General features: G+C 64.3%; 19 protein-coding genes and 1 pseudogene. 7 read left to right on the forward strand and 13 right to left on the reverse strand.

What is annotated here, in order from left to right; all coding sequences use genetic code 11:
* The first annotated feature begins 26 nt into the window (after positions 1-26).
* The 3 genes and pseudogenes from EJ069_RS12825 to EJ069_RS12835 form a co-directional block, all read left to right on the forward strand.
* Positions 27-1064, forward strand: coding sequence for a hypothetical protein (locus EJ069_RS12825; protein ID WP_126061592.1), 1038 nt, complete (start codon positions 27-29; stop codon positions 1062-1064).
* 75 nt (positions 1065-1139) lie between these two features.
* A complete protein-coding gene (locus EJ069_RS12830) occupies positions 1140-2324 on the forward strand; it encodes an ImmA/IrrE family metallo-endopeptidase (RefSeq protein ID WP_126061593.1) in 1185 nt (394 codons plus the stop codon).
* Positions 2325-2485: 161 nt separating this feature from the next.
* Positions 2486-2722, forward strand: a pseudogene (locus EJ069_RS12835) (hypothetical protein); the annotation flags it as partial.
* Between the two features lie 101 nt (positions 2723-2823).
* On the opposite strand, the gene EJ069_RS12840 reads toward EJ069_RS12835, so the two are convergent.
* Entirely contained in the window at positions 2824-3381 is a 558-nt protein-coding gene (locus EJ069_RS12840) for a hypothetical protein (RefSeq protein ID WP_126061594.1), read from the reverse strand.
* Positions 3382-3409: 28 nt separating this feature from the next.
* Entirely contained in the window at positions 3410-5449 is a 2040-nt protein-coding gene (locus EJ069_RS12845) for a hypothetical protein (RefSeq protein WP_126061595.1), read from the reverse strand.
* 359 nt (positions 5450-5808) lie between these two features.
* On the opposite strand from EJ069_RS12845, the gene EJ069_RS12850 reads away from it, so the two are divergent.
* Complete coding sequence (locus tag EJ069_RS12850; RefSeq protein WP_126061596.1) at positions 5809-6159, forward strand: hypothetical protein; 351 nt, start codon at positions 5809-5811, stop codon at positions 6157-6159.
* Positions 6160-6214: 55 nt separating this feature from the next.
* Here the strand turns inward: EJ069_RS12850 and EJ069_RS12855 are convergent, their stop codons facing one another.
* The 7 genes from EJ069_RS12855 to EJ069_RS12885 all read right to left on the reverse strand — a co-directional run bounded on the left by EJ069_RS12855 (position 6215) and on the right by EJ069_RS12885 (position 14359).
* Entirely contained in the window at positions 6215-6742 is a 528-nt protein-coding gene (locus tag EJ069_RS12855) for a flavodoxin domain-containing protein (protein ID WP_126061597.1), read from the reverse strand.
* 440 nt (positions 6743-7182) lie between these two features.
* Entirely contained in the window at positions 7183-7719 is a 537-nt protein-coding gene (locus EJ069_RS12860; RefSeq protein ID WP_126061598.1) for a cytochrome b/b6 domain-containing protein, read from the reverse strand.
* 125 nt (positions 7720-7844) lie between these two features.
* On the reverse strand, positions 7845-8435 hold the full coding sequence (locus EJ069_RS12865) for a cytochrome b/b6 domain-containing protein (protein ID WP_189476335.1): 591 nt from the start codon (positions 8433-8435) through the stop codon (positions 7845-7847).
* Positions 8413-8688: a PepSY domain-containing protein gene (locus EJ069_RS12870; RefSeq protein ID WP_126061599.1), complete on the reverse strand. Its 276-nt coding sequence runs from the start codon at positions 8686-8688 to the stop codon at positions 8413-8415. Before EJ069_RS12870 ends, EJ069_RS12865 begins: the two co-directional genes overlap by 23 nt.
* 585 nt (positions 8689-9273) lie before the next feature.
* Positions 9274-9699: a DOPA 4,5-dioxygenase family protein gene (locus EJ069_RS12875; RefSeq protein ID WP_126061600.1), complete on the reverse strand. Its 426-nt coding sequence runs from the start codon at positions 9697-9699 to the stop codon at positions 9274-9276.
* A gap of 337 nt (positions 9700-10036) precedes the next feature.
* Positions 10037-12106 carry an ABC transporter ATP-binding protein/permease gene (locus EJ069_RS12880; RefSeq protein ID WP_126061601.1) on the reverse strand — a complete coding sequence of 690 codons (2070 nt, stop codon included), beginning with the start codon at positions 12104-12106 and terminating at the stop codon, positions 10037-10039.
* Positions 12107-12451: 345 nt separating this feature from the next.
* Positions 12452-14359 (reverse strand): EAL domain-containing protein, encoded by a 1908-nt coding sequence (locus tag EJ069_RS12885; protein ID WP_245456535.1) that lies wholly within the window; start codon positions 14357-14359, stop codon positions 12452-12454.
* A gap of 264 nt (positions 14360-14623) precedes the next feature.
* On the opposite strand from EJ069_RS12885, the gene EJ069_RS12890 reads away from it, so the two are divergent.
* Both EJ069_RS12890 and EJ069_RS12895 read left to right on the forward strand, forming a co-directional pair.
* Positions 14624-15772, forward strand: coding sequence for an amidohydrolase (locus tag EJ069_RS12890; RefSeq protein ID WP_126061603.1), 1149 nt, complete (start codon positions 14624-14626; stop codon positions 15770-15772).
* Between the two features lie 13 nt (positions 15773-15785).
* Positions 15786-16343, forward strand: a complete 558-nt coding sequence (locus EJ069_RS12895) for a DNA-3-methyladenine glycosylase (RefSeq protein WP_126064717.1) — start codon at positions 15786-15788, stop codon at positions 16341-16343.
* 16 nt (positions 16344-16359) lie between these two features.
* On the opposite strand, the gene EJ069_RS12900 is transcribed toward EJ069_RS12895, so the two are convergent.
* Entirely contained in the window at positions 16360-16674 is a 315-nt protein-coding gene (locus tag EJ069_RS12900; protein ID WP_126061604.1) for an EthD family reductase, read from the reverse strand.
* A 195-nt stretch (positions 16675-16869) separates the two neighbouring features.
* Here EJ069_RS12900 and EJ069_RS12905 point away from each other — a divergent pair, with 195 nt between their 5' ends.
* Entirely contained in the window at positions 16870-17229 is a 360-nt protein-coding gene (locus tag EJ069_RS12905; RefSeq protein WP_126061605.1) for a hypothetical protein, read from the forward strand.
* A gap of 19 nt (positions 17230-17248) precedes the next feature.
* Here EJ069_RS12905 and EJ069_RS12910 read toward each other — a convergent pair whose 3' ends face one another.
* The 3 genes from EJ069_RS12910 to EJ069_RS12920 form a co-directional block, all read right to left on the reverse strand.
* A complete protein-coding gene (locus EJ069_RS12910) occupies positions 17249-17785 on the reverse strand; it encodes a cupin (protein WP_126061606.1) in 537 nt (178 codons plus the stop codon).
* A 141-nt stretch (positions 17786-17926) separates the two neighbouring features.
* Positions 17927-18259, reverse strand: a complete 333-nt coding sequence (locus EJ069_RS12915) for a hypothetical protein (protein ID WP_126061607.1) — start codon at positions 18257-18259, stop codon at positions 17927-17929.
* Positions 18260-18520: 261 nt separating this feature from the next.
* Positions 18521-19162, reverse strand: coding sequence for a class I SAM-dependent methyltransferase (locus tag EJ069_RS12920; RefSeq protein ID WP_126061608.1), 642 nt, complete (start codon positions 19160-19162; stop codon positions 18521-18523).
* Positions 19163-19185: the final 23 nt, after the last annotated feature.

Consider the following 19185-nt stretch of genomic DNA (forward strand, 5'->3'; position numbering starts at 1 on the left):
GCGCCTCGGCGACATATTAAGGTTCTATGATTATCATCCGCGGTGAAGTTAGTACACAGAGCGGGCTTCAAACGCTACCACAGGTGCAGGTCATGCCGGTTAGAATTGCGATTGAACGGCGCCTCCCTCAAGACAGCGAACAGACGGTGGCCATGCGCGAGCGCTTGATAGAGATATGCCAAAATTATCTCGACAGCGGACTTGGGGATGGCAATGCTGAACAAAGGCTTTGCTCGCCTGACGATTTCACCTATTATCAGCAACTTTCCGAAGTGTTGCTGGCTCATCAACTTACAACAGCTGGCATTGACTTCACCCATCAAGCTATTGGGCCAGACTTTTGTATCAACCACAATGGAAGGCGTATCTGGATTGAGGTGATTGCACCGACTCCTGCAAACATCCCAGAGGCTTGGCTCTCCGCCACAGACGGCGTTCGCGAATTTCCACATGAAGCAATCCTTCTTCGGTGGACTGCCGCCATCAAGCAGAAGGCGGAGGTCTTACTTGGAAATCTACCCGGAGCCAACGGCTATCTTGCCAACGGCATCGTTGGCCCGCGTGACTGCTACGTGATAGCGATCAACGGACGTCTCTTGCGTGGCTTAGGCGGCGCATTGCAAGCGTTGATCGGTATTAGTCAGTTTCCGTTCGCGGTTGAGGCGACATTTGCAGTTGGCCCACTTCAGGTGCGGACCAATCGCGAAACGCTAGAGGCATCGGAGCCTGAGCATCAGCAACGGTATTTGATTCACAAGCCGGTTGGCCAACCCGTTCCCGCCGATACGTTTCTCGATCCGCGCTTTGCTCCTATCAGTGCGATTTGGGCGGTCGATATTGATGAATTTGCGGTTATGGACCTGCCAGCTAGGATGGTTGTTGTTCATAACCCGAACGCAATTAACCCTCTACCCGTTGGTTTTTTGCCCGCCCAAGACGAATATGTCGCGAGCGTTATTGATGGCCGGACTTATCGCCTTGATCGAGTCGAAGGCCGAACGCTGCGCCCTGTGGAGAATTTGGTAACAGTCGGTGTTCATCACCCACCGTGTTCCAATTGTTGATTGTGTTCGCGTCCCGCTTTTGATTCGATAGGCCGCTGGACGAATTTGCGAGCCTATCAACCCAAACGAGTAATCATGAAAAAGGCTGCGGCGGTCGATTTGTGGGTTCAACTATTAGCTAGAGCCAGAGCTAACGACTGGTCATCGTTCCAAGATCCGGAATATTTGATAAGCGATACGGACCGCGAGGTCGTAAGGCAGGCTTTCCTTGATGCCGGGTGGCATGCAACCGACATCGAGGCTTTGGAGGATGGAACTCGTCAGAGGTCTGTTTCTGCGCCAGTTACAAGCGAAGGTGTAAACCGCAACTCCGAGGCAATGTTGGAGCGGTTACTCAAGCCGCTGATGAGTGGATTGTCACCGGCAGATCGACTGCTGGCCGACGAAGCTCATTTCGTCGTGGAGCCAAAAGCTGGCCCGTTGGTTTCAACGATCAACGTTCCGATGACCGACGAAACTATCATCGCTATGGGAACACATTTCACGCGCTACTGTGGCCTGATCGCTAGGGCGTATGTCCGAACCTGTAACCTGCTGCCCTTCGCGACAGGTATGGAGTACAGTGAGAATGACTTACGTCTCAAATTGCGTCGAAATCCAGACCTGCTGTTCTATTGGTGGCGCATCTTCACTTCATACGCGTTGACGGGAACTCATTGCCTTACTGAGTTTAAGCCATCAACCAAGGATGAAATACTTTTTGTTGAACAGATGGCGGCTGCCATGGAGATTTTTGCGCTCGCTCATGAACTTGGACACCACTGCCTCGCTCACGGTCGGCAACTCAACGGCTCAAGCGACTCTAGGAGCGAAGAATTCGAAGCGGATTCGTTTGCGGCCAAGCTGTGCGAGACCATAGAAGGAACTTTTGCGTATCGAGAAATGCAGGGGTATTCTTTACCGAACCCGTACCTCTGGAGCGGAGCTGGCGGCATATTGCTCCTTGGGTCGATCGAAATTTTTAGGAAGGTCAAGGAAAAGATTTTCTACAATCCACACTTCAATACTCACCCTGATTTTGTCGACCGTGCGGACAAAATCACTCACAGGAATGTTTTGCAAATTGCGAGTTATCAGACCCGACTAGATTTCTGCAGTTCTGCCCGGAACGTACTCAAATGCGTGTTGTTGGAACTAGAACCAATCATGAGGGTCTGGCCTTTCGAGGAGTTGTCTCTGAAACTGCCGGAGGATTGGGAAGTAGCCCAAGAGGGCCGCACGCGCTCATTAGTCCCAGGCGGGCTTCAACACACTATATGACCTAGCGCATACTCAGCCTCCGTGCAAAAGCATCAGGTTGTCGTTCCCCCTCCCCGTTCCAAAAATCCCTCACCCCACGGACCATCTCCCTCGCGCGCTTGTGCCTCGATGGTGGATGGGCTCAGCGCACGGGGTCGGGTCACTGGCGAGGTCGGGGATTGATCCGCGGCTATCGCTGGGACACGAGCCCGCTCGGGCTGCCTGAGGCGTGGACGCCCAGCCTTCGCGCCACGGTCGACCTGATGCTCGCGGCCGAAGCGCAGGTCGTGCTGTTCTGTGGGTCGGATTTCGTTGCGCTTTACAACGACGCCTATGCGCCGACCATCGGCGACCCGCGCGCGCTGGGCCGGCCAGGGCGGGAGAACTGGGCGGAGCTGTGGAATGACCTCGAGCCGCTGCCAAGCGGCGTGCTCGCCACCGCTGAATCTCAGCGCTAAGCCTGTGCGGTGAAAGTTGGCTCGGCAGTGATCTCCTAAATCCCGACCACCTCGCCCACGCTCTACCTCGCCGCCTTCCCCTTCTCGGCATCTCCCGCATCCTGCCCTTTCGGCGCCGGGGCGGTTGTCACGCCGATGGCTGAAATCCGCCAGCGGTTGTCGACGTTTTCGAAGGACAGGTCGAAGTCGATCTCCAGCGGTTGCGTGGGAAACAGGCCGACAAGGTGCAACTGCTTCTGGGGATCGAGAAAGGGCGGCGTGGAGAGCTGCGGGGCGATCACGGCAACCGCCGTCAGGTCGGCGCCGGACTGGCGCAGCGCCTGGAACCTGATCGCGAGGTCGGCCGCGGTGTTCTGGGCGCGAAAGCCTGGCGACCCCATGTCCCTCAGCACGGTGAAGTTGCCTGTTTCCACCGCCTGCTGGAGAGCCATCATGGTGCTGCGGGCGAGGTAGATTGCCTGCGCGGCGTTTGCCGGCCATGCGGGCGCGGCCGGCGCCGGTGCTGTCGGCGCCGCCTTCTTCTTGCCCGGCGCCGGGGCCTGGGTCTGCGTCTGGGCAAGCCCAGGACCGGCGGCGCACAAGGCCAGCATCGCCGCCAGGAGAATCGTCACTGTTCGCATCGGAATCATCCTGGCGCGCCGGCGCTTCCTACCAGCTCATCCTCAGCCCCAGCCGTCCGCCGGCCATACTCCGGTTGGGATCGAAGGCGATGCCGCCATTGAGCTGGAGTTGCGAGCCGAGCCGGGCGCCCGCGCTGAGCGCAAAGGCATTGGCGCCCTCGAACGTGCCCCAGTTCAGGGTGGTCACGAATTTCTCGTCCGGCAGCACGGTCGGCGCGCCGGCCAGCGCCATCGCCATGGCAACGCCGGAATAGGCGCGGCTGCCGACGCTGTCGATGCGGGAGTTGAGGCTGTTGAATTGCGCGGGATCGGAAAAGCCGAGCGAGCCCGGGGTTACGGAGGCGAGATGGCCGCTGGCATCGGTGGTGACGATCTCGATCGCGCCGGCCTGGGCCGATGAGCTGGCCGCCGACGTCAGGCCGGGCATCGAATAGGTGTTGCCCGCCGTGCCGAACACCTGCTCGTTCTGCCTTGTCGCGACCGCGCCCGAGCCGTAGGCGGCCGAGCCCGCATAGGCGGCGCTGGCGCCGGTGCCGATCGCGACGGCGTTCAGGCCGCCCGAGGATGCGCCCGATCCCATGGCGATCGCGTTGGCGCCGGTCACCGTCGTGCCATTGCCGAACGCCATCGCATTGGTGGCGTTGACCGTGCTGCCCGATCCGATCACCACCGATCCCGACGAATTGGCGGTGCTCGCGACAATGTTGTTCGACCCGAAGACCTGGATGCCGTTGCCGTTGCCGGCGACGTTCGGGGCGTTGACGGCATTGTCGTCGCCATAGACGAAGGACTTGTCGCCATTGACGACATTGGGGTCGCCGATCGCGTAGCTGCCATTGCCCCTTACGGTGTTGCCGGTGCCGAAAGCGCCGCTGTCGTCGCCGGTGACGCTGTTGTTCGAGCCGATGACGGTGGTGTTGTCGCCCTGCGACTGGTTGTTGGTGCCGCCGGCCAGCGCATTGGTGCCGCTGGCGTTGCTGCCGGAGCCGGCCGCGGTGGAGTTGGTGCCGCTGGCGTTCGGCTGCGCGCCCGAGGCGGTCGTGTCGTAATAGGGCGGATTTCCGCCGCCACCGCTGATGCAGGCCAAGTCGCCCGCGGCATTGGTGCCGATGCCGGAGGTGCAGCCGGCGAGCGATGCGAAGCGAACGGTGCCCACGACATCGAGGCCGGCGGCCGGCGCGGTCGTGCCGATGCCCACATTGCCGTTTGCGTCGATGGTCATGCGGGTCACGCCGTCGGTGGCAAGCAGAAGCCTGCCGCTCGAGCCGGTGGCCGAATGCGCATTGATCAGCGAGGTGCCGACGCCGAAGCTCGCGCCGCCATAGCCGAAGGTCAGCGCATCCGCGTTGGCCGCCGAGGACACGCCGATCGTCTCGAACGTATCCTTGTTGTAGTCTCCATAGACATGCAGCTTGCTGGTGGGAGCAGCGGTGCCGAGACCGACATTGCCGTTCGAGGCAATGTCGAGGCTGCTTGTCGGCGCGCCCGGCCGGATGCGGAAAGGAAGCAGGCTGCCATTCGTCGAGTCGCGTATGAAGAAATTCGCTTCGTTGCCGCCGACGTCCCAGGTCTGCGCCGTGAAGCCGCCGGCGTTTGTCTGCTCCAGGCGGATCGCCGGCGTGTCGCTTCGGGTTATCTGCAGGCCGAGAGTCGGGTTGGACGTGCCGAGGCCCAGATTGCCGAAGCTGTTGACATAGACCGAATTCTCGGGAGCGCCCGCATCGACGCGGAACACCATCTTGTTGTTCGTCGCGTCCTGGATGCCGAAGTAGTTGGCGCCGCCGGAAGCGGAATCGTTCGCAATCAGCGCCCAATCATTGGCGGCGTATCCGGCGTTCGTGCTCGTGTCGTCGAAGTAGATGCGTGTGTTGTTTTCCTTCACGACGATCGTGTTGAACCCGAAGGACTCGTTGTTGACGCAGTCGAACCCGACGCAGAGGCTTCCTTGCACGATCTGGTCGTCCGGAACGACATTGTCGGCAAGCGCGTCGGCGGCCGGCATGGCGAGGATCGCGGCCCCGAGGCGCAACGCCACGCATTTCGTCGCGAGCTGTCTTGGTTTCGCCACAAGCCCCTCCCCCGAGGATCAATGATCGCAGATGTGCAGGCTTATGTGCCGGCCGCCGGTTTGGCAAGCAGTAGAAGCGCTCGCCGCCGGTCTTTATCGCGGGTGTGTTCCCAGAACATCACCAGTAACGGCCGGGCGGTGTTCAGATTCTTTTCCAGCTTGGATTGTGACGGCCGTTGCGCGGCCTCAATGTGAACTGCACAGACCCACCGTGTCGCGCGGTGTATTTTAGCTAAGCCGAATATATGCAGCTGGTCCGATTGTCGCCTTCCCTGCCCAGTTGGGCTCCCTCGCGTGGAACCAACATGCCTCTGGCGCGTAGTTTCGCCATCGTTCCCAGCACAAGAAGGCAGGTGTCCATGTCCGTCCGCAGAAAACGCAGGAAGCACTCCGGCAGCGACCTCTTGCTGGCGCCGGCGGTGATCGGCATGCGGATGCCGCTGCTGGTGCTGGATGCCATGAGCCACGCGCCCAACGGGCGGGAAGCGCTGCAGGCGGTGCAGGAAAAGGCGCTTGCGGGAACGCAAGGGCTGTTCGCGGCGCAGGAAAAGATGCTCGAGGCAGCGCTGCGCTTCTGGCCTGACGTCCTTTCCGGCAGAAGCCCGGTGCTTTGCGACGGGACGGTGGCGATGGAAGCGGCGGCCGCTGCCCTGCTGCCCGCGGCCAGGCAGGTGCGGCGCAATTTCGACCGGCTTTCGAAACGGCGCTGACCGCGCGCCTGCAGCCGCCGGGCGCCGGTGCTTGACCGGCCGGCTCAGCCTATGCCTAGCCGATCGCTGCGAGGAACCGGTCGGTGAAGCCGGCGAGCGCGTTCCAATCGGTGAATTCGTGATCCTGCCCGGGGCCTGGATCCTCGCCCTTCATGACGACGAATTTGACGAACTGCTCCTGGAAGTAATCGTATTTGGTGAAGCGCAAGGCGCCGCCCAGCAGAAGCGTCATGCTCGGCTGCCACCCCGTCACGGAGACGAAGCGGTCGACATATTTCTGGGCAGCGGCCTCGTGGCCTTCCAGCGCAGCCGACAGGCTGACCGATATCAGCGCCGAAGGCTTGCCGCTCAACAGGTCGCGATGCGCGAACACGAAGGTCGTGACGGCTTCCTGATGGTGCTCCTGGTGGACCGACGCGGCAATAACGAAGGCGTCGAAATGCCCGAGCTTCAAATCGGGCGTGAACTTCGCGCTGTCCAGCAGCTCGACCTGATGCCCGCGCCCGCGAATGTCGGTCGCCATCCGTTCGGCGACTTTCCTGGTCTGCCCTTCAGTCGTTCCATAGACAATCAAGAGGTTCACGATGTCCCTCCGAGGGGTGGGAAGGCATTGATGGGGACAATCCAGTGCCGTCTCGCCCAGCACGCCCGCGTCCCGATGCAGCGGAGCGCATCATAGCGCATGAAAGGGGTTTCACGCAGCGATTTTCGCGGCGGCGCGGATGCCGGGGGTCCGCGCGAAGGACGGAGCGGGGTAGCGCTGCCTTATGTGACGCGGCTCGACTTCCATCCGCCAAGGCTTATGCGATCGCGCCATCCCTCGGCGGGTGTTTTTTAGCTATCTTGAATATTGCGGCGGACGCAGGTTCGCCGGGCCGGCGCCGGGGCGGGTGCTCCCATCAGGCAACAGGCGCCGGCCACTCGGAACGCGGCCCTGCGCATCAAGTGCCGGCTCGGTATCCACCGCCAGCGCCGCTGCGCAGCCGATGTGCTGCCGCAGCCTTCTGTCCAGCCCGGGCGCTGCTATTCGCGGCTGTCGGCGAGCTCGTTCGAGGCGAGCGGGTTCATGCGCTCCAGCGTTCCGTCCTTCATGACGAACTGGTGCCATATCGCGATCAGCGCATGGGCGCCGGCCAGCCACAGGATCAGCGTGCCGCCGGTCTCGTGCAGGTCGGCGATCAGGCCCGGCGCACCCTGCACGGGCACGGCGAGCGCCGGCAGGTCCAACCCCAGGAAGGAAACCTGGATGCCGAGACGCGAGGCGGCGTACCAGCCGCTCAGCGGCAGCGCGATGAGGAACAGATAGAGCACCGTGTGTCCGGCGCGCGCGGCAAGGTCCATCCAGCGGCTCTGCGGGTCCTCGACGCGGGGCGCACCGCCCAGCCAGCGCGCCAAGAGGCGCGGCACGACCAGCAGCAGCACGGCAAGGCCGAGGGTAAAGTGCAGGTAGGGCGGGTCGGCGCGCGCATGGCGCCCGCCCTCGGCGGTGAACCAGGCGATGACGACCAGCAGGGCCGTAAGCCAATGGATGGCGATGGTGATCTGTGAATAGCGCCGCATCGGGCTTGCTCCGTCTTTTCAGGCACGCGCACATGCCGGGGCCGGGAACGCCTCGGCGCGCAACGTTCATATGGTTCCGCGGGCGTCAAGGCAGGCGTCCGCGGTTGCCCCGGTGCGGGGCGCGTTCAGGCGATGTCGGCCGGCGCGGCTTTGCGCTTGCGTCCGGTGATCATGGCGCGAACAAGGTTTTCATTGTGGCGAAGGCTTGCCAGCGCCACGCCGCCGATATGGACGAGCACCAGCGCGAGCAGGCCGTGGGCGGCGAGGCTGTGCGCGTCCTCCACCCAGGAGACGCCGAAATACGCGTCCGTCGTCTGCATCCACCCGGTCACCGCCACCGACACCATCATGGCCATCAGCACGATCACCATCGCGCCGCCAGCCGGGTTGTGGCCGATATAGCGGGCCTCGCTGCCCTTGAGTATCGCAAGGAGATAGCGCAGCACCGTCGCTGGATCGCGCACGAATTGCGAGAAGCGCGCATAGGGCGTGCCGACGATGCCCCACACGAGCCGCATGACGACAAGCGAGGCGGCGGCGTAGCCGGCCCAGTGGTGGATGTCCTCGAAGCTTTGCGGGGTGAACCAGGCGATGGCGAAACTCAGCACCAGCGCCCAGTGGAAGCCGCGCACGACACGGTCCCAGACGCGCACCACGTCGCGGGGCGCCTGGGCCTGTGCCGGCAAGGCTCGATCAGTTTTCGCCGGCTTCGGCATTGTCGAGCTTCTCCAGCGTCTCGGCATTGTAGGCGGTGTTGACCTTCTTGCCGTCCTTGTCGATCGCATAGACCTCGTAGCAGCCCTTCTCGGTCTTGATCTGGCGCACTTTGAGGCCCTCGGCCTTCAACTGCGCCTCGAGCGTCGCCTTGGGCTGGAACTTCGATTTCGCGGCGGTGCTGCAGGTGCCGGCGGCCAGCGCCGGTCCGGCGATCACGCCCGCGAGGGCGGCGATAAGAAGAGTGCGATACATGGGATCTCCATCCGGTTGGGAGGTTGCGGCGCGGCTGAGGATTCAGCCGACAGGCCGTGACGGCTTGCGCGCGTCATTGGCGAGGCATAGCGAATCCAAACTGACAACCGACTGACAGCCGGTCCAGAAGAGTGGCCGGCGCGGAAAACGGGGCGGCGTGCCCGATATCGCTAGAATTTGCGACTAGTGGCACTGCACAGGGATTTTGACCGGTCGGCTCTGTTTGCGTTGGCAGGTGGCATGCGTTGGAGATTGGCCGGAACGCCCATCGCGATCGTCATTCCAGGGCGGAGCAGGAGCGAAGCTCCGTCGCGAAGACCCTGGAATCCATGCCGTTACCTTCGCCACGGCGTGCAACGGAGCAAAATTCTGCACCGCGGCAACGCTTCCAAGTCACGGCATGGATTCTATGGTCTGCGCCGCGTCGCTTCGCTCCTTGCTCCGCCATAGAATGACGAGGTTGGGGCGGCTTCAGCCAATCCCCGGCGTTTGCGCTGATTTCACGGACATGAACGGAAAGACTTGCACCAAGACAAACGGCGACCTTTCAAAATCCCTGTGCAGTGCCACTAGTCCGGCGGGCTGCTACACGGCGAGCGTCGGCTCGGTGTTGACCTCCAGCGCCGCTTCCGCCTCGTGATCCTCCTCGGGCAGGACCTCGCCATGCACCGCCAGGGGTTTGCCGATCCAGAGCGGGTCGACGAGATGGTCACGCCTGGCATTGACGGTGTTGGGGTGGATCAGGATGCTCAAGCCGCCATGGTTCAGCATCAGCCATGGAACCAGCGTGGCGAAAAGGCCGGTGGCGAAGGAGACCTGGTACATGGCCTGGTCATGCGGGCCGACCTTCCTGTCGTGCCAGTTGCCCAGCCGCACGCGAAAACGCTCGCCGATGCGCTCGCGCAGCCATTCGGCGTGCCGGCGCTCGGCCGCATCGCCGTAATAGATATGGGCGTGATAGCTGGCGATCTCCGAAAGCTGTCTCGGATTATGTGGCGCGGCGTCGTTCATCCCGATGCTCCCCTCCCCGATGGTTCCATCCTGAACGGCGGGACTGTAGGCGGTTATCCGTTTCCTGGAAACGGCTGGCCGCTCTACAGACTGTTTAGCATCGGCGGGTTGGTGCGGCGCGTAATCGCATACGCAGGCGCTGCCCCCTCTCCGTCTCGGCGCTGCGCGCCGAGCCACCTCTCCCCCGCTTTGCGGGGGCGAGGAACCCAAGCTTTCAGCTGGCGGCGCCCTTGACGACTGGCGCTTCCTCGCCCCCGCCAAGGCGGGGGAGAGGTGGATCGGCGAAGCCGAGACGGAGAGGGGGAGCGACCTGCGCGATTGCGCTCGGGGCGCTCCCCTACCCCTCGCCGCCATTCGCGCCGCTTCCCCACAGCGCCCGCCGGATCAGGCCGCGCTTCTTCTTCCTCGATACCAGATCGACATCGCTGACCAGCCGCGCGCCGCCCTCACGCCGCTCCAGGGTGATCTTGCGCGTATGAAACGCTTCCAGCTCGGCGCGGTGGGCGACGCTGATGATGGTGACGGTGGGCAGTTCCTTCATCACCGTCTGCATCATCGTGTCCTGGCTCTTCTCGTCCAGCGCCGAGGTCGCCTCGTCGAGCACGACGATGTCGGGCGCATGCAGCAGGAGGCGGGCGAAGGCGAGGCGCTGCTTCTCGCCGCCGGACAGCGTCTGGTCCCACGGCGCCTCTTCCTCCAGCCGGCCCTTCAGATAGGCAAGGCCGACCTTGTCGAGGGCAGCGGCGATCTCCTTCGTCTTCCAATTGTCGGCGGCGGCCGGATAGCAGGTGGCACGGCGCAGCGTGCCGGACGGGATATAGGGGCGCTGCGGCAGCATGAAGAGGCGCTTGCCCGGGTGGAAATCGACGCTGCCGCTGCCCCAGGGCCAGAGGCCGGCGATGGCGCGCACCAGCGTCGACTTGCCGGTGCCGGATTCGCCCGAGACCAGCACGCGCTCGCCGGGCTCGATCTCCACCTCGGTTTCCTTCACCACCGAGGTGCCGTCGTCGAGGGTCACGGAAAGATTCCTGAGGCTTAGCATGGCGCCGTCCTCGGTCTCGCCGCGCTGGATGCGGCCCAACCTGTCGTTCGCTTCGGCTCGCTCCAGGCCGTCGAGCGACATCATCAGCGAGGCGATGCGGCGGGCCGAGGCGTTCCAGTCGGCGAGCCGGGGATAATTGTCGACCAGCCAGCCGAAGGCGCCTTGCACCAAGGCGAAGGCGGAGGCCGCCTGCATGACCTGGCCGAGCGACATCGAGCCGTCGAGGAATTTCGGCGCGCATAAAAGCACCGGCACGACCGGCGCGAACAGGCTGGAGCCCTGCGAGACGAGCGTGGTGCGCATGTGCTGGCCGGTGAGCCGCGCCCAGCGGCCGAGCACGGCGGCGAAGGAGCGGTCGATGCCGGCGTTCTCCTCCTCCTCGCCGCCGAGCAGCGCGATGCTTTCGCCGTTTTCGCGCACGCGCGTCAGCACGTAGCGGAACTCGGCTTCCGTCTGGTTCTTCTGCTCGGAAAGCTCGACGAAATGGCGGCCGATGAAGAACATCGAGGTCGAGGTGATGGCGGCATAGATGACGGCGGTGACGACGAGGAAGCCGGGCACGGTGATGACCGAGCCGCCCAGCGAAACGCTCAGGGCGCCGCCTATGGTCCACAAGACGACGATGAAGGTCGAGGCCGAGAGGAAGGCGTTGAGGACGCCGGCGACGAAGTCGACCGGCGATTCCGTGGCGATCCTGAGATCCTCGGTCAGGCGGGCCTCGGGATTGGCATGGTCGCCCTTGACGAGGTTGAGCTGGTAGTAGCGGCCGCTGGCCAGCCAGCGCTGGATGACCGCCGTGGTCAGCCAGGAGCGCCAGCGGCGCTGCATGGTCATGCGCAGATAGACCTGGGCGACCACCAGGCTGATGCTGCCGGCGACCAGCGGCAGGAAGATGGCGCTCAGCCAATAGACGGTGTGGGCGTCGCGCTGCTCGATGGCGTCGAAGATCGCGCGGTTCCAGCGGTTGATGCCGTATTGAAATCCGACATTGACGCAGATCAGCGTGAGCAGCCCGATCGTCAGCGGCCAGGCGAGCCTGTCGCCATGTAAACCCCAGTAGCCGCGGCCGCTGATCCAGAAGCGCCGCAGAAGATACTTCTTGCGCGCCCGCTCGGCCTCTTCGGGCGAAAGCTGAGGACCCGGCTCGGCGGCCTCGGGCGGCGGCGAACCGGCATGGCCGATGGCCTCGGGCGCGGCATCGGCGGGGGCTTTTTGCTCGGAAGCCTTGGGCTCGGCATCGCGCGGCCTGGGTCGCTTCTCCTGCCGCGGCTTCGGCTTCTCTACCTGCTTCTGCGGGCGCGATTGGCGGACCGCACGCAAAGTGGCGGCGCCTGCGGGCGTCGGTTTGGCTTTGGCCTTGGGCATCGCCGCACAACGGCCCAAAAATCAAAAGGTTTCATGGGTGCGGCCGGGCCAATCGCATAGGGCGCTCCCCCTCTCCGTCTCGGCTTCGCCGAGCCACCTCTCCCCCGCCTTTGGCGGGGGCGAGGAACCCAGGCCGAGGCCGCACCCGTTCGCGATTGGCGCTTCCTCGCCCCCATGAAATGGGGGAGAGGTGGCTCGGCGCGCAGCGCCGAGACGGAGAGGGGAGCGCCCTATGCGATTACGCACGACATCGGAGCGCTTCCCACCGCCCCTCCACGTCGGCTAACCCGTGCCCTGTCGCCGATCCTTGCCAGCCGAAATACGAAGAATGCCCTTGACGGTCTGTCAGGCGGCACTGCCGCTGCGGGGATTGCGCAACGGCTCGAAAATAACCTCACCGGTCGCGTCGAAGGCGAGCGCGTCGCGCATCGGCAGTGCCGCCGAAAACAGATAGCCCTGCGCGATCATGCAGCCCAGCGAGCGCAGGATCATGCGGTCGGCGTCGGTCTCCACGCCCTCGGCCATCACCTCTATCCCCAGCGTGCGGCCAAGGCCGATCACCGCCTCGACCACGGCTTGGTCCTCCACGGATTTCGCCAGGTCGCGCACGAAATCCTTGTCGATCTTGATCTTGCGGATGCGGCTGTCCTTCAGCGACACCAAGGTCGAGAAACCGGTGCCGAAATCGTCGAGAACGATCGATATGCCGGCATCCGCCAGGTGCCCGACCTTTTGGCCGACCCGGTCGCGGTCGACCGGCGCCTCCTCGGTGATCTCGATCTCGAGCATCGCGGCGGGCACGTTCTTCGCCTTCAGGCCGTCGAGGATCATGTCATCGACATTGCCGGCCTCGAGCTCGCGCGGTGAAAGATTCATCGCCACCCGCACATCCGGGCGACCCTGGCGCACCAGCTCTGCGATCATGGCGCAGCAATTGAGGAACACCGTTTCGGTCAGCAGCGAAAGCAGGCCGGTCTCGCGCGCGGCGGTGACGATCTCGGGCGGCGAGATGGCGCCATGGACCTCGTGCTGCCAGCGCAGCAGCGCCTCGAAGCCGACGACCGCGCTGGTGTCGAGCCGCACCAGCGGCTGGAACCAGCAGCAGAGCGCGCCCGACTCGATCGCGCCGCGCAGATCGCGCTCGATGCGGTTCCTGCGCTCCAGCGCGGCGTCGAGATCCGCGTCGAACAGGCAGTATTCGTTCCTGCCGCCGCGCTTGGCCGCATAGAGCGCGAAATCGGCCTTGAGCAGCATCTCCGTCAATTGCGGCTTGTCCGCCTGATAGATGCCGATCGAGGCGCCGACGCGCACCGAATTCAGCTCCGGGTCCGGATTGGCGATGGCCGCGATGATGCTTGACGCAAGCTCGGCCGCTTGCGGCGACCTGCAGGCGGAGAAGAGCAGCACGAACTCGTCGCCACCGATGCGCGCGATCGTGGCACCTTGCGGGGCGTGGTCCTCGATCCGGCGCGCCACCTTGACCAGCAGGCCGTCTCCGATGGTGTGGCCATAGGTGTCGTTGACGGATTTGAAGCCGTCGAGGTCGATCAGCATGGCCACGAACGGGCCGTCGGAAACGCCGAGCCCGGCGATTGCCTGCTCCAGCCCGGAGCGGTTGAGCAGGCCCGTCAGCGGATCGCGCCTGGAGTTGCGTTCCATCTCGGCGGCGAACTCGCGCGCCTCGTATTTGAGGCGGCTTGTCTCGCGGAAGCGGGATTGCCCCAGAAGCGCGCCTCTGATCATGCCGCCGAGGAACAGCAGGATGGTGAAGGCCAGCACGTCGTTCTCGACGCCGCCTTGCGCCAGCACGCAGGCCGCGGCGGTGAGAAGCGGCAGCGTGATGAAGTTGATCGAGGCCGGCGCGTGGGAGGTGCAGTAGGTGACCGAGCCGGCCGAGGTGCCTGCGAGCACGATCAGATAGAGCGGCGCCTGGGCGGTGGTGTATCCGTCGCTGAGCAGCGCCAGGAACGACCAGGCGATACCCGACGCCAGCGCCAGCACGCCATAGAGGGAAAGCCGGACGCCGACCGCCTGCTGCCGCTCGTCGGCCGCGCCCGACTGGGCGAGCGCGAGCACCACGCGAGCGCCATTGACCAGGGCGATGGCGGCAAACCACGCCACCGCGGCAAGGCCGCCGCCGGACAGAAGCTGCACCGCCAGGATCAGGGCTGCCAGCACCGTGCCGATGGGCATCGAGATGAAGACGCCCTTGCTCAGATCGGCAAGCTGATCGCGCAGGATGCCGGCGTCCACGGCTCCGCCGCGCTCCCCGGAAGAGGGACCCGCAGCCAGCCGCTCATCATGCCTTGTCATGCCTAAGTGGTTAGGCGACCGGGATGAAAATCGTGTTAAGGATTTCAGCGGTTTACGGAGCATTTCCTGATTAGGAACTGACGGCGCCAGAAGCTCGGAGAAAACAGGGCGCCGATGGCCTAGCGGAATTGATCCCCATGGCACGGCGCCAGAAAAACCCTATCGTGTTTGTGTGACCGGCAAGCCCAAGAGGAGTTCCAACCCATGACCCTCACCAATCGAGACATCGTCGAGCTGACCGAATGGCGCCGCAAGCTGCACCGGCAGCCGGAGATTTCCAACGAGGAGGAGAAGACGGCGAAGGAAGTGGTGGACTTCCTCGCCGATACCGGGCCGGACAAGGTGCTGTCGGGGCTCGGCGGCCATGGCGTGGCGGCGGTCTATGAGAGCGGCCAGGCCGGGCCGACGGTGCTGTTCCGCTCCGAGCTCGACGCGCTGCCGATCGAAGAGCTTTCGGGCGTCGCGCATTCTTCGCAAGTGCCGGGCAAGTCGCACATGTGCGGGCATGACGGGCACACCGCGATCCTGGCCGCGCTCGGCCGCCAGTTCGGCCGCGAGCGGCCGGCGCGGGGCCGCGTCGTGCTGATGTTCCAGCCGGCCGAGGAGACCGGAAACGGCGCGGCCGGCGTCGTCGCCGATCCGCGCTTTGCCGAGATCGCGCCGGACTTCGCCTTTTCGCTGCACAATCTGCCCGGCGTGCCGTTCGGCGAGGTGCGGCTCAAGGCCGGCACCGTCAACTGCGCCTCGCGCGGCATGCGCATCGTGCTCGAGGGCAAGACCGCGCATTCCTCCATGCCCGAGACCGGCACCTCGCCGATGACGGCGGTGAGCGAGCTGATGCCGGCGCTACCCGCGCTCGGGCGCGGCACTTTCGCGGACGACGATTTCGGAATGGTGACCGTCACCCATTGTTCGATGGGCGAAGCCGTGTTCGGCATCGCGCCGGGCTATGCGGAAGTGTGGGCGACGCTGCGCACGAGGCGCGACGAGCGCATGGCCGAACTCGTCGCCGCCGCGGAGGCACTGGCCAGGAAAATCGCCGCCGCGCATGGTCTTGCCGTGCGCTTCGACTATCACGAGATCTTCGTCGCCAGCGTCAACGCGCCGGACGCGGTGGAGCATCTCGCCCGCGCGCTCGACGAGGAAGGCGTTGCGCGCAGCGAGGCGGCGCTGCCGATGCGCGCGTCGGAGGATTTCGGCATTTTCGGCCACAGCGCCAAATCGGCGATGTTCTTCCTCGGCGCCGGCGAGAAGCACCCATCGCTGCACAACCCCGACTATGATTTCCCCGACGACCTGATCCCGATCGGCTCGCGGATCTTCATGCGCGCGGCGCGAAATCTGCTTGGCTGATCGAACGCCTACGATGGTCGATCCGGTCGACGCCGATTTCTTCGCCCGCGACGCGCTCGTGGTCGCCCGCGCGCTGATCGGCGCGACGCTTACGCTTTCCGGTGTCGGCGGCATCATCGTCGAGACCGAAGCCTACCGGCCCGACGATCCCGCCTCGCATGCCTATCGCGGCGAGACGCCGCGCAATGCGCCGATGTATGGCGCGCCCGGCACGGCCTATGTGTATCGCTCCTACGGCCTGCACTGGTGCCTGAACGCGGTGTGCCTGCCGGGCAGCGCCGTGCTGATCCGCGCGCTCCAGCCGCAATCGGGCATTGCCGAGATGCACGGCCGGCGCGGCGTAGCTGACGAGCGGGTGCTCTGCTCCGGGCCCGGCAAGCTCTGCCAGGCGCTCGGCATCGACGGCTCGCACAATCGGCTGCCGCTGACCGCGCCGCCTTTCGAGTTCGCGCCATCGCGGACCGATCCGGCTGCCATCGTCAGCGGCCGCAGGATCGGCCTGACCAAGGCGGTGGAATTCGAGTGGCGGTTCGGGCTTGCCGGGTCGGCCTATCTCAGCCGGAAATTCTGAGCGGCGACGAGCGGGCTCAGATTTCCATACTGTCGAAGATAAATATCTGGACGCCTGACTCATCAGGCGCGTAGAGCCGGCGATCCGCGCCGGCCGCTTTTCCCTCCGGGCTCGCCATCCCTTTCTTCATCGCGTCGAGATCGTCGAAATGAAGTGTCCCGATCAGGTAGACGTCAGACGGTCCGGCGAGCACTGTGATCGGCCCCCGGCTTACTTCGTATTTCCTCAAGCCCGGTATCTTCTTGGCCAGCGGTATATGCGTCTCGAAATAGTGCTTGTCGAACGCCTGCGCGTCGGCTGGCTGCTTGTAGATGACGATCATTTCAGCCATTGCGGCTCTCCTTTTCGGTGCGGACGAACCAAGGACGAAGCGGCGGGTGGAAACGGAACGAGGTGTTGAAAAATTTCGGGAACGCTTTGACGGACGACGACAGCACTTGTCCGGCTCTCTCCTTTTGCCGCCATCTCGCTTGTGCGAAGAAGCATTCTGTGGTCTCTCCGGCCTTAAATTAGCGAGGACTCAAGAATGAGAAATGCGATGATCGCCGCGCTCTGCGCGGGTGTGGCTGGATGCGCGTCCTCGCCTGTCGATTACGGCGCCTCGCTGTCGCAGCAGGATCCGAAATGGGCATCGCCGGGATGCCAGCAGGCCCGCGCCGCCGCCGCTGACTATACGCAGCGCGAGAAGGACCATCCCGGCTGGGGTTTTGGCGTGCTGCTTGGACCTTACAGCATGGGGATGGTGGCGGCCGTGAAGGAGCATGAGCGGCAGCAACGGCTGCTACTCGCCCGCCAGACCCATCTGCAATGCTCGAGCCAGAGGCTGCCGAAGGAACTGGATTTCGATCCAGCAATCTATGCGCCGAAGAAGGAGCATTATCCGTAGGGGACGGCCGCGTCGCGGTTCAGGCCGCCAACTTGCTCCATGCTTTCAGCAGCGGGCCGCCGCTCCCAAAAAGTGGATCCTTGTCGGGACGGCGGACCTCCGGGATCGTGCGTAGCGCCTCGGCATGCTGCTCGGGGCTGCGGCACAGATCATATGTGCCGAAGGGCGGATAGGCGCCGACCACCAGGAGATCGGCCGAGCCGGACAGGCGTTGGTGGCCCGTGCCGGCCGGCAGCACCGCCACGTCGCCCGCCTTGACCTCGAGCACCTTGCCCTTGTCGCCGCCGAAGCGCACCTCGGCGGAGCCGCGCGCAATGCCCAGAACCTCATGAATGCGCGAGTGATAATGGACGAAGCTGTAGATGCCGTTGCGCCAGCTGTCGCCCCAGCCATTCGCGCCGAAAATATCCTCGAAGACCGCAGCCGGATCGACGTCGTCCGGCAGCGGCACCGCGCCGGGATAGACAAGCATGGGCCAGCGCGGATGATTGGGCACCAGCCCGTCATCGGCGAAGCGAAAGGCGAGAGGCTCCTGCTTTTTGACCAGTTGCGCCATGCTTGTCACTCCCTGCAGCACTGTCGGGTCTAACGGTTTGCAGCGCGCTTTGCTCCGGTCAACATCGTCTTCAGCATGGACTTGGGCGCGCCCAACGGGCCGGTAATCGGCAGTGAGCGCCTAAAGAGCCTGTGGCGGCTGTTACTGCGTGAGCAACCGCGAGACCTTGAGGCGCGGCGCGAAGAAGCAGCGCAGATAGGGTTGGTTGGTGATGACGTATCTGTTCTCGCAGATATGGTATCGGCCGTCCGGCGATTCCTGCACGCGCTCTCGCGGGATGTTGAAGCCATCGGGCAGATAGACATAGCCGCCGTCCGCCCTGGACTGCACCGAGGACTCCGGTATGGGGCGGCAATCCGTGCCGCCGCAGCATTTGAAGTTCGTTACCGGATCGACCTTGTTCTGGTACCAGTCGTGGGCGTTGGCGCCTGTCGCGACGGCAAGGCAGATGGCGATGACGATGACCCTTCCCATGGCGTTCCTCGACGAAGCGGAGGCGCTGCTCAAGCGTCAACGTATATAGCGTTCCGCTAAAGATGCCATTGGTCCGCGAGGGGCGGACGCTGCTCCGGCAAGCGGCGCTCGGAACTGAAAGACCGCAATGGATGAAAGCGGAACTTCAATCTAAGTCTTACCCGCCCCGGCCACCAGCCCATGAACCGTCTCGCCTATCCATAGAGCGACGCGGACGTCTTATTTGTTTTCGGAAGTGCAAGTTCGGCGGGCCGAGGGCCATCAACCTCTCGGGGGTGCCGCGACGCCAGCGTAGTGGCTTCCCAATTGCCAGAAGGGCAGTTGGAACCGCCCGCGCTCCTCTTCAAGGACACGGAAGCCCGCCGCGCGGATCAAGCGCAGTGGATCGCGGTTGAGATGGCAACCGCCGGCGAGCCGCCCCCACAGCCCATTCAGGCGCGCCTGCCACCTGCGGCAACGCGGTCCCTCGGCCTGGCCATGCTCGAGGAAGATCAGCCGGCCCGTGGGCTTCAGGATGCGCCGGATCTCGTTCAGCGCCGCCTGAGGGTCGGGAATGGTGCAGAAGGCGTAGGTCACGACGACCGTGTCGGCCAAGTCATCGCTCAACGGCAGGCTTTCGCCATTGGCGCGCAGGCATTCGACCTCAAATGACAAGGAGCGGCTCTTCGATTCGGCGAGGCCGAGCATCGTGCCGTCGGGATCGACGCCGACCAGCCTTTCCACCCTGGCGGCGTCGTAATAGGGAAGATTCAGGCCGGACCCGAAGCCGACTTCGACGACAATGCCCTCTGCCCGCGGGATCATGCGCCTTCGCATGCGCGCGAATGCGCCGGCCGAACACCCGGCGTGGACGAGGTAGGGAGCAATGCAGCGCGCATACCAGGAGAGACAGGATTGGCACATGTCTCAACCTCCCTGTCCGGTCG

Source organism: Mesorhizobium sp. M2A.F.Ca.ET.043.05.1.1, from assembly GCF_003952445.1.
In the GTDB taxonomy this organism is placed as follows: domain Bacteria; phylum Pseudomonadota; class Alphaproteobacteria; order Rhizobiales; family Rhizobiaceae; genus Mesorhizobium.